The 13667-nt window shown below is 58.4% G+C and carries 12 protein-coding genes; 4 read left to right on the top strand and 8 right to left on the bottom strand.

Translation table 11 applies throughout. The features are described 5' to 3' along the window. Positions 1–30: 30 nt before the first annotated feature. From ACTM86_RS04385 to ACTM86_RS04410, 6 genes are all read right to left on the bottom strand, one after another. Positions 31–1290 carry an MFS transporter gene (locus tag ACTM86_RS04385; protein ID WP_441015550.1) on the bottom strand — a complete coding sequence of 420 codons (1260 nt, stop codon included), beginning with the start codon at positions 1288–1290 and terminating at the stop codon, positions 31–33. Positions 1291–1391: 101 nt separating this feature from the next. Beyond that, positions 1392–2336, bottom strand: coding sequence for a zinc dependent phospholipase C family protein (locus ACTM86_RS04390; RefSeq protein ID WP_441015548.1), 945 nt, complete (start codon positions 2334–2336; stop codon positions 1392–1394). A 92-nt stretch (positions 2337–2428) separates the two neighbouring features. Further along, positions 2429–3163, bottom strand: coding sequence for a LytR/AlgR family response regulator transcription factor (locus ACTM86_RS04395; RefSeq protein ID WP_441015546.1), 735 nt, complete (start codon positions 3161–3163; stop codon positions 2429–2431). 40 nt (positions 3164–3203) lie between these two features. Further along, positions 3204–4589: a sensor histidine kinase gene (locus ACTM86_RS04400; protein WP_427728891.1), complete on the bottom strand. Its 1386-nt coding sequence runs from the start codon at positions 4587–4589 to the stop codon at positions 3204–3206. Positions 4590–4706: 117 nt separating this feature from the next. Further along, on the bottom strand, positions 4707–5984 hold the full coding sequence (locus tag ACTM86_RS04405; protein WP_154518625.1) for a metal-dependent hydrolase family protein: 1278 nt from the start codon (positions 5982–5984) through the stop codon (positions 4707–4709). Between the two features lie 131 nt (positions 5985–6115). Beyond that, positions 6116–7567 (bottom strand): APC family permease, encoded by a 1452-nt coding sequence (locus ACTM86_RS04410; protein ID WP_427728889.1) that lies wholly within the window; start codon positions 7565–7567, stop codon positions 6116–6118. 723 nt (positions 7568–8290) lie between these two features. Here ACTM86_RS04410 and ACTM86_RS04415 point away from each other — a divergent pair. Next, the gene (locus ACTM86_RS04415) at positions 8291–8923 is read left to right on the top strand and encodes a C39 family peptidase (RefSeq protein ID WP_441015544.1); all 633 of its coding nucleotides are present in this window, start codon (positions 8291–8293) and stop codon (positions 8921–8923) included. A 311-nt stretch (positions 8924–9234) separates the two neighbouring features. Here the strand turns inward: ACTM86_RS04415 and arcC are convergent, their stop codons facing one another. Next, positions 9235–10197: a carbamate kinase gene (arcC, locus tag ACTM86_RS04420; protein ID WP_006235166.1), complete on the bottom strand. Its 963-nt coding sequence runs from the start codon at positions 10195–10197 to the stop codon at positions 9235–9237. A gap of 602 nt (positions 10198–10799) precedes the next feature. Here arcC and ACTM86_RS04425 point away from each other — a divergent pair. From ACTM86_RS04425 to ACTM86_RS04435, 3 genes are all read left to right on the top strand, one after another. Then, on the top strand, positions 10800–11216 hold the full coding sequence (locus ACTM86_RS04425; protein WP_154518619.1) for a DUF3830 family protein: 417 nt from the start codon (positions 10800–10802) through the stop codon (positions 11214–11216). 5 nt (positions 11217–11221) lie between these two features. Further along, entirely contained in the window at positions 11222–11743 is a 522-nt protein-coding gene (locus ACTM86_RS04430; protein ID WP_271758658.1) for a hypothetical protein, read from the top strand. Between the two features lie 272 nt (positions 11744–12015). Beyond that, positions 12016–13347, top strand: a complete 1332-nt coding sequence (locus tag ACTM86_RS04435; protein ID WP_441015542.1) for an ATP-binding protein — start codon at positions 12016–12018, stop codon at positions 13345–13347. A 247-nt stretch (positions 13348–13594) separates the two neighbouring features. Here the strand turns inward: ACTM86_RS04435 and ACTM86_RS04440 are convergent. Continuing rightward, positions 13595–13667 (bottom strand): IS3 family transposase (locus tag ACTM86_RS04440; protein WP_441015707.1); only part of this gene is annotated, 73 nt, incomplete at its 5' end.

Below are 13667 nucleotides of genomic sequence, written 5' to 3' on the forward strand. Positions count from 1 at the left end.
ACCGCGGACAGGCACAATAGCCGCTCGCTCCTATGCGGCATGCTCTGCCGCTCGAGTCATGCGAGACAGGCGGGCCAGCAGCATAAAGCCAACGATCAGCAGCACAGCAATGGAAAGAACGCCCAGCGACGGGTTGCCAGTCAGCGAGGTGACGACCGACACCAGAAAGGTGCCCATAACGCTTGCATAGCGCCCAAAGATGTCAAAGAAGCCGTAGTACTCGTTGGACTTTTCCTTGGGGATGATGCGGCCAAAGTAGCTACGGCTGAGTGCCTGCACGCCACCCTGGAACAGGCCGACCATAATGGCAAGCACCCAGAATTCAAAGGCGGTCTTGAGGAAAAACGCGGCGAACAGCACAATGCCCATGTAGGCGGCGACCGCCACCAGGATCATGTTGAGCGTGCCCACGCGTCCGGCGAGCTTGCCGTAGATGATGGCGGACGGAAAGGCCACGAACTGCGTAACGAGCAGGGCCAGTACCAGCTGGGTCGAGTCGATGCCCAGAGCCGAACCGTAGCTGGTTGCCATGGAAATGACCGTGTGCACACCGTCGATGTAGAAGAAGAACGCGATCATGTAGACCAGCACGGTCTTGTTGTGGGCGATCTCGCGCATGGTGTGTACGACCTCGGAGAACACGCCGCCCACGATGTGGCCGATGGTGTCCTCGGGACCGCGCTCGCGACCGTACTTTTGCTTATAGGTGCGAATGAGCGGCAGGGTAAAGATGAGCCACCAGGCACCAGTGATGACAAACGACAGACGCGTTGCCAGCATGGTGGGGACGCCAAGAGCGGGACCACCCATGATAAGCGCCAGGCAGATGATGAACGGCACGGTGGAACCGATGTAGCCCCAGGCATAGCCCGAGCTGGACACGGCGTCCATGCGCTCGTCGGTGGTAATGTCGGGCAGCATGGCGTCATAGAACGTCATAGAAGAGTTAAGGCCGATGGTGCACAGCACGTACACGGTCAAAAATGCCATGGCGGACATTGGGATAGCCTGCGCCAGGCAAAGCACCAAACCCGTGAGGAAGAAGCCCAAGAAGAACTTGATCTTGTTGCCGGCGTAATCGGCAAGCGCGCCCAGAATGGGCATGAGCATGGCAATGACCAGCGAGGCGATCGTCTGCGCGCTACCCCAAGCGACCACCAGGTCGGCCGAGGAAGCACCGGTATTGATGGCGTTAAAGTAGATGGGCACCACCGAAGTGTTGAGCAACACGAGGGCCGAATTGCCCACATCGTACATAACCCAGTTACGCTCGAGCTTGGTGTATTTCATGGACAGGGACCCTTCGTATTCGCCCGATATGCAGTTAGTTCATCGTACCCCAATTGCACAGAGGCACCGGTAAGGATTCGGCAAAGGGGCACGCACGAGCCCTACTCCTCGCGGTCGAACTCTTCGTCAGCGCCGAGCACGCGACCGCTGTAATTAACGTGGTTGGTCACGGCCTCCATATCGCCGGTCTCGATAAAGCGGGTGACCGTGCACTCGTAATCGACCAGCGCGCGGTCAAAGACCTCGGGGAAGCTCTCGTTCGAGACCTCATCGGTAAAGGGATTCTTCCACGTCAGATGGCCCAGATTGCCGGTGCGCTCGGGCGGCTCGGTCGTCACGCGGTGAGCAAGGCCATCGAGCAGGGAGTAGTCGTGTACTAGGCCCTCGACCAGGGCAATTGCACGCGTCTTGGCCGAGCCCGCCGGTTCAATGGCGCGATAGAGCAGCTGCATGTCGGCAACGGCGGCACCGTATTCCCCCGCTGGGATATCGATACCGTACACACGCCCGGCAACATAGCTCATCAGCACGCCAGCCACGCGATTGATGCGGTCGGTGGTGACGATCTCGCCCGCCGGCGGATAGTCCTCGACCGTGGCCCCGTCGCGCTTGAGCTGCAGCATCAACACGTCCAGGTCACTTTCGATCACCGCATGGACCTGGCTGCCCGAATCCTCCAGCTCGGGATCGGACTCGACAATGCCAAACTGCTGCTCGTAGACAAAGGGGTGGGCATTACGGTCGAGCACGTAGTGCGACAGCAGGCCCAGCGCAAAGGCGCGGCCCAAGTTGGCATCGCGCGGGAGCAGATGGGACACGCCGTCGCGCAGGCACGAGAACTGGCGCGACATGCGCGAGCGATGCATGGCCTGCGCCAGCAGCGTGCAGTCGGAAACGCGCGGCGTCAGGATGTGGAAGAAAAACGGGTCGGGACCCTGGTTGCCCAGGATAAAGGCAATGCGTTCCTCGTCGGACGTAATGACGCCCTGCGGCAGACGATCGATGCTTTCCTCGCCAAACAGATGATGCGTAATAAGCGCAGGCATAATGATCCTTTCGATTTCATTCGATGTCACCCATTATGCCCACCGCGCGGCCATGCCAAACCCGCGTCGGCAAACGATGGCATGCGGACCGTCTACACAAGCCCCAGGCGCGCCTTAACCTCGGCAGCGCGACGACGGGACACGGGCACCGTCGAGGTTACGCAATCGAGCCTGAGTTCCATGAGACCCGTAGAACCGATCTCGACATTGTGCACGTCTTCCAAATTGACCAGATAGCTGCGGTGGACACGGATAAAGCCCTCGGAGGCCAGGCGCCGCTCGAGCGATGAAATCGACTCATTGATCAGATATGTTCCCTCGGCGCAGACGGCGTTGCAAAAATCGGCGCGCGCCTCAAAGTAGCAGACATCCGCCACGGGAATGAACACCTTTTTACCCCCACGATCCACCGTCAGGCGCAAAGGCTGGCGCGGAGCATGGACGACACGGAGAGCGCCCAGGGCGGTCTCGATCTTATCGAGCGCCTTTGACAGGCGAGCATCCTCGACCGGCTTTACGATGTAATCGACGGCATCGAGGTTATAGGCATCGGCCGCATACTCGGCAAATGCCGTCACAAACACCACGACCGGCGGTGTCTTTAGGTTCTGAAGCGTCTCGGCAAGCTCAATTCCCGAGCGACCAGGCATAGTAATGTCTAAAAACAGCACGTCGGGCTTGTTCGACAGAATCGATTCCACGGCTTCGGTGACATTGCCCGCCTCGGCAATCTGGCCCACACGCGCATCCTTTTCCAACAGATAGCGTAGCTCAGCCCTAATTGGGGGCTCGTCATCAACCACCAAGATATTCCAGCCTTCGGACATATGCGTTTCCCCTCTTTTTTTCTCTCAATCCAACCGCGTGCTACACCGTTAGCGGCGCCGGCTCATGCGGCTCGCCGTTCAACTCAACGATGACCTGCGTTCCCACGCCCTCCTGGGACTTCACGCGCATGCCAGAATCTTCTCCGTAAAAGAAATGGATGCGCTGAAGCACGTTGAAGAGCGCCAGGCCGCAGCCTCGCTTGACGGAGCCGTCGGCGGTAATGCTTTCGGGCTCCTCTCGGCGATGCTGCTCAAACAGATGCGCGCAGACTTCTTCGCTCATACCGATGCCGTCATCTTCGACGATGATCTCCAAGCCGTCATCGGTCTCAAAAGCCCTAACACGAATGGAAAGCGGCTCGGTCTCGCGCTGCGCATGCTTGATGCAGTTTTCGAGCAGCGGCTGCAAGATAAACGGCGGCACCAGGCTGTCGCGCACCTCAAAGTCGATGTCGACCGAAACGCGCAGACGGCCGTCGCCATACCGGGCCTGCATAAGATTGATATAACGGGTGCCCTGTTCCACCTCGTGCTCGAGCGTGGTGAGCGTATCGGAGTCAGAAAGCGTCTGACGATAGTAGTTGGAAAAGTCGATCAGCAGCGATCGCGCCTTGTCGGGCTCGGTTCGAACGAGCGAAACGATCGTGCTAATGGTATTGAATAGAAAATGCGGATCGACCTGCGACTGCAGAGCGCGGAGCTCAACGCGGGCCGTGAGCTCATCCTGGCGCTCGAGCTCAAAGCTGGCGAGCTGCGTGGAAATGAGATCGGCGAAACCCGAGGCAAGCGCCGTCTGGCGCATATCGATGCTGCTCAGGCGGGGGTAATACAGCTCGAGCGTGCCCACGCAATGCCCACGCACGCTAAGCGGCGCGACAATGCCGGCACGCAGACGGGGAAAATAGCCGCCCGTCTCATTGGAGGCATCACGCGAAAACACGCTCTGCTCGCCCGTCTCAATCACGTTGAGCGTGGTCTTGAGCACTACCGGGGTTCCGGCAGGGCACTTTGCCGAGTCCTCGCCCCAGCTTGCCAGCACCTGCCTGCCGTCAGTAAAGCAGATGGCAGAAGCGATGGTCTCGGACAGGATGATTTTAGAGGCACCCAGGGCCGCTTCGGGCGTAAGGCCGCGCGACGTGTAGGCGAATATTTTTGATGCGATGGCGAGCGTGCGGTCGGTTGCGCTCGATGTGAGGTCATCGGGGACCACAAAGACATACGAGAAGAAGAAGCACAGCATGACCAGGCCGGCAATAACGACAACGCCTGGAACGGGATTGGGATTATCGGTTAAATCCCAGATAAGCAGCAAGATAAGCGCCGGAACGACAACACCGAGCAGGATGGCCTGGACCACATGCTGGGCCGTACGAAAGACCTTGGTAGAGTTGTAACTCTTGCCCAGAATCAGCCTATTGAGATCCACCGTCATCCCCTCTTGTCCGTAGTACCGATAGCAATAAAGAGGGCCGCAAGCGACCCTCTCCATTGCATTATGCAATCAAAAACTGTGTTTTACATCCAGCCATCGACTAACGGTAGCTTAGGCGCTGTACTTGTTTGGCTCGCCGAAGGTGCCGGCCTCGACAATCCAGCCGTCCTTCATGATGACGTCCATGTTGTCGGTGTTGAGCACGTGGATGTCGGCGGCGACGTCACCGTTGACGACCAGCAGGTCGGCGCACTTGCCGGCCTCGATGGAACCGGTCTCGTCCTCGATGTGGCACATCTTGGCACCGTTGAGGGTGGCGCAGGTGATGGTCTCGACCGGGGTGAAGCCGATCTTGTCGACGAACTCGTACATCTCCTCGATGGAGCAGGTGCCGTACGGGGTGACGAAGGAGAAGGAGTCAGAGCCGATCGTCATGACGACGCCGCGCTTCTTGGCCTCGCGCAGGCAGTCATAGTTGCGCTGCAGCTCCTTCTCGACCAGGGTACCCTCGTACTTGTCGTGCAGCTCGGGGACATAGACGGGAGGATAGGTGGCGTACCAGGTGGGCAGGAAGGCGATCGTCGGGGTGAAGAAGGTGCCCTGCTCGGCCATAAGGTCCATGGTGCGCTCATCGATATCGAAGCCGTGAATCAGCTGCTCGCAGCCAAAGCGAACGGAATCGTAGGCGGCGGCGTGGTTGTTGTAGCAGTGGCTCCACACGGGGATACCGACCATCTTGGCCTCTTCGACCACGGCCTGGATCTCCTCGGAGCAATAGTGCTGGTCGCGACCGGAGTCCCAGCGCCAGATGCCGCCACCGGTAGCCCAGATCTTGATGGCATCGGGGTTCTCGCGCAGGCGACGACGGACGGCCTTGCGCAGATCCCAAGGACCGTCGACCTGGTCGCCCCAGGGATGGGATTCCTTGTTGAGCTCCTGGGTGCAGTGGTGGGAGTCACCGTGACCGGCAACACGGCAGAAGCCGAGGCCGGTGGCCAGAACGCGCGGGCCCTTAAAGACGCCCTTGTCGATGCAGTCGCGAATCTGGATACCAAAGCGGCCGATCTCGCAGACGGTGGTGAGGCCGTGGGTGAGGCAGTCGTAGGCCTGCTTGACGGCGACGGCCTGCTTCTCGAGGAGCGGCTGCATGACCCAATCGGTGTCATCGTCGGTCAGGTTGCCCGAGAAGTGCAGGTGGGTGTCGATCAGGCCGGGAAGGACAGTCTTGCCGGCGGCGTCGATAACCTCAACGCCCTCGGGAAGGTCCTGCATAACACCGGCGTACTCGATCTTGCCGTTATCGTCGACGAGAACGAGGGAGTTCTCGACCGGCTCGGCACCGGTACCGTCGATGAGCTTGCCGCCAACGATTGCATACTTAGTGGACATGGTTCCTCCTTATGGATCCATATAGTGGGTGAGGCCGTGTTGGGTTAAGGCCTCACAAAGCTACCCAAGTGATGCCGGGTTCGGTACGCGGGAGAGAGGGCACCGCGCACCCAATCCGCCCCGGTTAGGCGTTACTTTTTACGGGAATTGGTGAAAGCCATGAGAGCCAGGCCAATAGCCAACCAGCCGATCACGATGCTCCACTCCACCATGTTGAGGGAGGCGGGAGAGAACGGAATCACGAGCAGGCCGATGATGATGGCGCAGGCAGCGATGGCGAGGCTGATGCCAAACTTGCCGCCGGGCACCTCGTAGGGACGAGGTAGGTCGGGCTCGGTGAAGCGCATGCGCAGGCAGGCAAGAGCGACCATGCCGCAAGAGAAGATGAAGGCGAGAGCCGACACATTGGTCAGAGGGATGAGCATGTTCTTGCCCAGGAACGGACCGACGACGGTGATGATGGCCAGAACGACGCAGGCGAGCTTGGGAGCGCCGGAATTGGGATCGACCTCGGCAAACTTCTCGGGCAGCTGGCCCTTGCGGCCCATGGCGAGCATAATGCGGCTCGTGGCGCCGTAGAAGGAGTTCATCGGGCCCATGGGTCCAAGCGTGGCGATGACGAGCATGGCCAGGTACAGGAGCATGTTGATGCCCTTAAGACAGGCAAGCGCGGGAACGGGGCTCTTAACAAACTCATGCCAGTCAAGGATAGTGCCGAACGAGTAAATGCAGACCATGTAGAAGCCGCCGGCGGCCAGCAGGGCCAGGGAGATGATCTTGCCGAACTTGTTCCAGTTAAGGCCCTCGGCTGCTTCCTCAGCCTGCTGAGGAATGGTGTCGAAACCGGCGTAGAAGAACGGGGTCAGAACCAGGACCGACACGATACCGGCGAACAGGCTGGTGCCCTCGGTGGCGGCCTTACCGCCGCCAGCACCGGCGACCTGGGAGAACACAGGCATGGCGTTGTTCGGCGAGCCGGTGAACAGCGAGACGCCCATGGCGAGTAGCATGCCGCAGAGCAGGGCCTTGGTCAGGAAGGCTTGGAGCTTGGCGGCCGAGCTGGCACCGCGGAAATTGAGGAAGATGACGTAGACTGCAAAGCCGAGCGCGATCAGCGTCGGGAACAGGTAAACGTCGGCGCCCAGGATGGTGTAGAGCTTGATGGCGCGCAGCCACTCAAGACCGGGCAGGCTACCGAACATCTCGGACACGAGAGTCGAAATGGCAATGGCCTCCCACGGGCACAGGATGCCGTTGCCCAGGGCCAGGAGCCAACCGGTGATGTAGCTCAGTGTACGGCCAAAGCTACGATCGACATACTCGACGATGCCGCCCGAGATGGGGATAGCAGCCGTAAGCTCACCGAAAACAGCTCCGACGGGCACGAGGAAGATTGCACCCAAGAGGAATGCGATCATAGCGGGAACGGGACCGCCGCCCACGACCATCCAGTCGCCGACCTGCAGAACCCAACCGGTACCGATGATGGCACCGAAACCGATGGTGAAGAAGTTCCAGAGCGAAAGCGTTTTCTTCATGCCGCCGGTATCCTCGACTGCAACTTCTGCGTTCTTGTCCGCCATTGTTCCCCTCCTTTCCTTTCTGACGCCCCTTGGCGTCACCCCTTGCACGGCCTGTTTTGCCGCGCACTTTTTATTTCATGGCTTTAAGATACGGCCTTGGCACAGCAACGCCACTCGTAGCTCGACCGAAGGCAGAACTGCAAAACGAGCGGCGCCGTTTTTGGGACGAACGGCGAGGGGCGCCACTCGGTGCGGGCGTCCGTTTTGATGACGCGACTCAATCGCTCGCGGAGGGCGTCGCTTTATGACGCCAGGCTCGCTCCCGTCCATGCCGCTTACCGAGGTTTTGGTGTATGTCCTCATTTGCTGCACGTCTTTTTTGTAGGATGGACGGGTTATACATGAGACGAGGCGGTGCAAATGGCATACGAATACAACGGCGGCGAACGACAGCGAAACGTTCGCCTTGCCGGGCGTACCACGCCAGCATCCAGGAGTGTTTCTGACAACGACGGGCCGCAGCGTCCGCAGGATCGCCCCTCGTCGTCTATGCCGCAGAATACCAGCACGCGTCAGGCGGGTCGCCCATGCTCGGGCACCCGTCAACGCCGGGCCGAAGTGCCTCGGCGGCAGAAAATCGATCGGCGAAAGTCTGACAACCACATCAGCCGTTTCTTTTCGAAGCCCCGCGGCGGACGCGGCGCAAAGCAGCCACGGCCGCTGGGACGCGGCCGGGCCGCCAATCCGCAGATTCATCGTCTCTGTCTTGCCCTGTGCTCCATCATGGCATGTCTGGCATTTGTGTATCTGGGGTCGTGTGCCTCGCATGGCTCTGCCGGCCTAGAGCCCACCGCCGAGGAAAAGCTCCTCAAAGCCCCAGTCGCACCCGGCTACTCGTTTGCTTTTTCGACCCCACGTTCGCAGTGGAGTGCCGGCACCATGCCGCATATCTACCAGATCGACCCCGCATGGTCGGAGCTGCCCTACGCCGGCGGAACTATCCGCCAAAACGGCTGCGGACCCACCTGCCTCACCATGATCTACATCTTTACAACGGGGCGCACCGATATGACGCCGGTCGATATGTGCGCCCTTTCCGAGGCGGGCAACTATGCCCCCACCGGTGCCACCGAGTGGTCGTTTATGACGAGCGGCGCCGCGCAGCTGGGGCTTAACGGGACGCAGCTCTACAACGACCGAGACTCGATGGCCCAGACCTTGCGCTCGGGTGCTCCCGTAATCGCCGTCGTGCGTCCCGGCACGTTTACCAACGTGGGTCATTACATCGTCCTCTACGGCATTGACGACGCCGACCAAATCGGTGTCTACGATCCCAATTCGCCCAGCCGTAGCGCCCGCCGTTGGGGCATCGTAGAAGTCCTCAACGAAATCGAAGCCATGTGGGCCTACTACTAGTCATTGGGGACAGACTTAAATGGCCAATACTAGTCATTGGGGACAGACTTAAATGACCAGCCATTAAATGACTAGCCACTGGGGACGGTCTTTGCAGACGACCGCTCGCGCTGCCGAAAAGGACTGTCCCAAGATGCCGGCAGAAAAGGAACGTCCCCAAGTGCCGGGTTTCCGCGGTCTTCAGCGCTTCTCATGAACAGTCACCTCAATAGCAAAAGCCCCGCAGTCGGAGCGGACTGCGGGGCTCATGAAGAGAGGCTAGTTTATGGGCGCTTTGCCTGGCGCCCACAAGAGAGGCAACAGAGTAGAGACTACTCGTGGATGCGGGTACCGGAGAGGCCGGCCATGGTCTCGGCGGCCTTGTCCAGGGCGCCGATGATGCAGGTGCGGCCCTTGCGGGAACGGGCGAACTTGATGGCAGCGCGGACCTTGGGCTCCATGGAACCCTTACCGAACTGGCCCTCGTCGGCCAGGCGCTCGGCCTCGTCGGCGGTGAGGTCCTCGAGCTCCTCCTGGTTGGGCTTGCCAAAGTTGATGGCGACATGCTCAACGGCGGTCAGCAGGAACAGAACGTCGGCGTCGCAGTCCTCGGCCAGCAGCTCGCCGCCCAGGTCCTTGTCGATGACGGCGGGAACGCCCTTGTAGCAACCCTTGTTCTCGTAGTCGCGGACGACGGGAATGCCGCCGCCACCGCAGGCGATGACGATGAACTCGTTGTCGAGCAGGTTGAGGATGGAGTCGGCCTCGACGATCTTCTTGGGATCGGGGGAGGCGACGACGCGGCGCCAGCCGCGGCCGGAATCCTCGACGAAGACCTTGGAGGGATCCTCGGCCATGAACTCCTTGGCCTGCTCCTCGGTGTAGAAGGGGCCGATCGGCTTGGTCGGGTTCTTGAACGCAGGATCGTCGGGATCGCACTCGATCTGGGTGACGACGGTGGCCGCGTGCCAACGCTTATAGCGCTTGTGCATCTCGCGGCCGATGCCCTGCTGCAGGTGATAACCAATGTAGCCCTGGGACATGGCGCCGCACTCGGGCAGCGGCATCTCGGGGGTGCCGATGGCGTCGTGGGCAGCGGCGAAGGCATTCTGGATCATGCCGACCTGCGGGCCGTTGCCGTGGGTGATGATGATCTCGTTACCCTGCTCGATGAGACCAAGGAGTGCGTGGGCGGTGTTGCTCACGGCCTCGATCTGCTCGACGGGGTTGTTGCCGAGGGCGTTGCCGCCAAGGGCGACGACAATACGATCGGGCTTGCCAAGAGGCTTAGACATTGCTGGAATCCTTTCTGTAAAAGGCCTACATCCCATTAATAACCCACGTCCGTGCAATACGCGAGTTTATTAAGGTTTATATTCTCTTTATCGCTCATTTTATTCATTTTGAAAACAGTTGAACGGTGAACGGTCGTTTTTACCCGTTCAGCGTAAAGATGCCCAGCTCAAGCATATCTAAGCTATTTACGTGCGACTTTATTTTGATATAGCAGGGATTAGACCAGATTATGCAAACTATATCTTTGCTAAACACAAAACAGACAGCGCAATATCTTACTCGCACTATACGAGATTCTATACATTTATAAGACGAGTATGCACCCCTGCAATAACATAGCGTTTTTCATCCAACTTAGGGAATAGACGAGCGCCTTTACCGCGCGTCGGCCGGCAGCCGGCGAGCCGTCTCGTCGATTGCCGCTTCCAGAAATTCAAAAACTGATATTGCGCGCGCAATTACGGCATGGTACTTTAGCGAAGAACAGCGCGGGCTGGGGCGACAGAGATCTGTCGTGAAGTTTGGGTTCGGCGACCCCGCTGCTGTCTTCTCCTTATCCGCCAGCGAACCCCTTGAGCGACGGATTGAGGAGGTCCTTACTATGACAAAAATGCTCAAGATCACGCTGAATGGCGAGACGTTTCTCGCCGACATGCTCTGGGACAAGGCTCCCGAGGCGTGCAAGCTGTTCGAATCGTCCTGTCCGGTCGAGTCACGTATCTTTTCGGCCAAGATCTGCGATGCCGAGGTAACCTATCCCGTATCGGGCCCCATCGCCAATTACGAGCACATCGAGAACCCCGTCTTTCACGAGCCAGCGGGCGCCGTGAGCTGGTATGGCGGCTGGTCGTCAATTTGCATCTTCTTTGACGTGTGCGAGCCCTTTGGCACCTGCAACATGTTCGCCCGCATCTGCGAAGCCGACCGCGAGCGCTTTGCCGCCGCCTGCCGCAATGTCTGGGACAACCAGGGCATGTACATTAAAAACGAAATCGTCGAGATCGAAACGGAGGCCTAAAGATGATGGATATCAACACCCTGCTCGCACTCGACCTTGCCGAGTACACCACTGCACTTGAGGCCCTCGCTGACCAAATGATGCTCGAAGAACCCCGTGACATCGACTACATGCGCCGCCGCAAGCTCGACACCGGCCGCGAATTCGCCGTCTGGAACTTCACCGTCGGCTACTGTATGAACGCCGCCGACGCTCTCTCCCTCCTGCGAGCCCAGGCCAACGAAAACGCCAACGACGGCACCGCCGACCTCGCAACGATCAACAACAGCGCCGCGCGCCTGTGCGACTGGTTCTCGGGCGCCTTTGACGTCACCGGCAAAATGGATGACACTACGGCAATCCTCGCCCACAGCCGCGACCTCTACGCCCAGGTAGAGACTCACGAACAGTTCGCGGCCCTCACCCGTGCCACTGAGCGCTATCTGGTCCAGCTCCAATTTTGGGTCGACCGCCAGATTCCCTGGCCGGCTATTAGCGACCTCGTCCACGGCTACCGCCTACGCACAGAGAGCGGCGAGACAAGGTAAAAACAGCCAGGTAGCACCAACATAGTCCCACCACGGGACCCAAAGTAAGAATCAGAGGGCTGGAGACGCACGCAACAGCGTCCCCAGCTCCTTCGCAAAGTAGAGCGCTGTTTCAGTGGCTTTGAGACCTTATCGGACCTTTGCTATCTTCCAATTTTTGTATATTTACGACGTTATTATCTGCCAATTTTTGTATGATTTTAGGCGATTCTATCTGTCAATTTTTGTCATTTGGGGGTTTAATGCTACGCCGTAAGGTCACTGATAGGCTTTTGAGCTGGAAGAATAACTCCAATAAGGCATTACTTGTTACTGGTGCGCGTCAGATCGGCAAGAGCTATGCGATTCGCGCGTTTGGAAAAAGCAACTACGCTTCGTATTTTGAGGTCAATTTACTACTCGATATCGAAGCAAGGAATGCACTTGTTGGCGCAAAGAACTCCGTTGACTTTATCAACCGCGTAGCCCTTCTTGCGGATGCGCCGCTTGTTGAGGGCGATACGCTTGTCTTTGTCGATGAGATTCAGGAGTATCCGCAGATCGTTACACTCATGAAGGCGTTGGTCGAGGATGGGCGCTTTAGCTATGTCTTCTCGGGGTCTATGCTTGGGACTGAGTTTAAGGGGATCTCTTCTTTTCCGGTGGGGTATGTAGAGCACATTGTTATGCGCCCGATGGATTTTGAAGAGTTTTGTTGGGCAAACAGCGTTAGCGAGAATGTGCTTGCAGGCATTCGCAGCTGCCTTGTCGAGAAACATCCTGTCGAAAACTATATTCATGAGGCGATGCTCAAGAACTATAGAGCTTATATCGTTTGCGGCGGCATGCCGGAGGTCGTTCAGAATTATATTGATTCGGGTTATTCGCTCGTGAGCACACGTGAGCTTCAAACTCAGTTGGTCGATCAGTACAAAAGCGATATCTCAAAATATGCATCGACTCGAGCGTTTAACGTTCGGTCGATTTTTGAGCAAATTCCCGTTCAGCTTGAGGCGGAGTCTCATCGCTTTGTTGTTTCGTCTCTGGGTGAGGGAGCTCGCCTTAAAAAATATGAGCAGGATTTCCTGTGGCTTGTTAACGCAGGTGTTGGATTGATGGTCGCCAGGGTGACGGAGCCACGGAGTCCCCTCAAGAGGACGGAGAAAACGACAGCCTTCAAACTATACGAGTCTGATACAGGCATGCTCGCATCGCGATACCCCGGTAGCACTGCACGCGCTGTCTATCTTGATATGAAAACTCCCAACCTTGGTGGTCTCTATGAGAACGTGGTCGCGCAGGAACTCGTTGCCCTCGGGGCGGATGCATGGTACTACCAAACGCGTGAGGTCGGTGAAGTTGACTTTGTGATCGAAGGCGCCCACGGGCATGTTGTCCCAATCGAGGTCAAATCGGGCAAGAAAGTTCGAGCGCATGCGGCCCTCGATCGTCTGATGAGTGTAGGCGAGTACAAAATTCCCGAGGCCGTTGTACTGAGCCACGAGAATCTCAGCAAAGAGGGCAAGGTTCTGTACGTTCCAATCTACATGACGTTTTGTCTCGATGAGTTTATGGAAAAGGATGACCCCAATAACGATTTCTCGTTCGCGCCCATATCTCTCTAGCCATTTGAATCTGCAATCCAGCCACGCCCCCATCCATCCCCAAAGGAGCGCGAGGTTTCGCGGCAAAGCCGCGAAACAGCGAAGGGGACAAAAGGCCCCCTCAGCCACGTCCTTCATTCAGCCCCACAATCCGAGGACGTAGTCGTAGCAGGATCTGAGGGCTAACCTTCGCGGACATTCCGCAGGACGAAAGAACCCCCGCCGCACGTTGAACTGCACCCCAAAACCTGGACGGCTTAAATAAGAACTACGCCGCAAGGGACTGTCTCCGGAACTCCTCCGGGGTCAGTCCCTTCAGTTTAACCTGGCGCCTCCTCGTG

The sequence above is a fragment of the Collinsella sp. HCP3S3_E11 genome (assembly GCF_052067375.1).
GTDB lineage: Bacteria > Actinomycetota > Coriobacteriia > Coriobacteriales > Coriobacteriaceae > Collinsella.

Coding starts and splice junctions, on each gene's coding strand:
- ACTM86_RS04385 (WP_441015550.1), bottom strand. CDS start 1,290: ATGAAATACACCAAGCTCGAGCGTAACTGGGTTATGTACGATGTGGGC.
- ACTM86_RS04390 (WP_441015548.1), bottom strand. CDS start 2,336: ATGCCTGCGCTTATTACGCATCATCTGTTTGGCGAGGAAAGCATCGAT.
- ACTM86_RS04395 (WP_441015546.1), bottom strand. CDS start 3,163: ATGTCCGAAGGCTGGAATATCTTGGTGGTTGATGACGAGCCCCCAATT.
- ACTM86_RS04405 (WP_154518625.1), bottom strand. CDS start 5,984: ATGTCCACTAAGTATGCAATCGTTGGCGGCAAGCTCATCGACGGTACC.
- ACTM86_RS04410 (WP_427728889.1), bottom strand. CDS start 7,567: ATGGCGGACAAGAACGCAGAAGTTGCAGTCGAGGATACCGGCGGCATG.
- ACTM86_RS04415 (WP_441015544.1), top strand. CDS start 8,291: ATGGCATGTCTGGCATTTGTGTATCTGGGGTCGTGTGCCTCGCATGGC.
- arcC (WP_006235166.1), bottom strand. CDS start 10,197: ATGTCTAAGCCTCTTGGCAAGCCCGATCGTATTGTCGTCGCCCTTGGC.
- ACTM86_RS04425 (WP_154518619.1), top strand. CDS start 10,800: ATGACAAAAATGCTCAAGATCACGCTGAATGGCGAGACGTTTCTCGCC.
- ACTM86_RS04430 (WP_271758658.1), top strand. CDS start 11,222: ATGGATATCAACACCCTGCTCGCACTCGACCTTGCCGAGTACACCACT.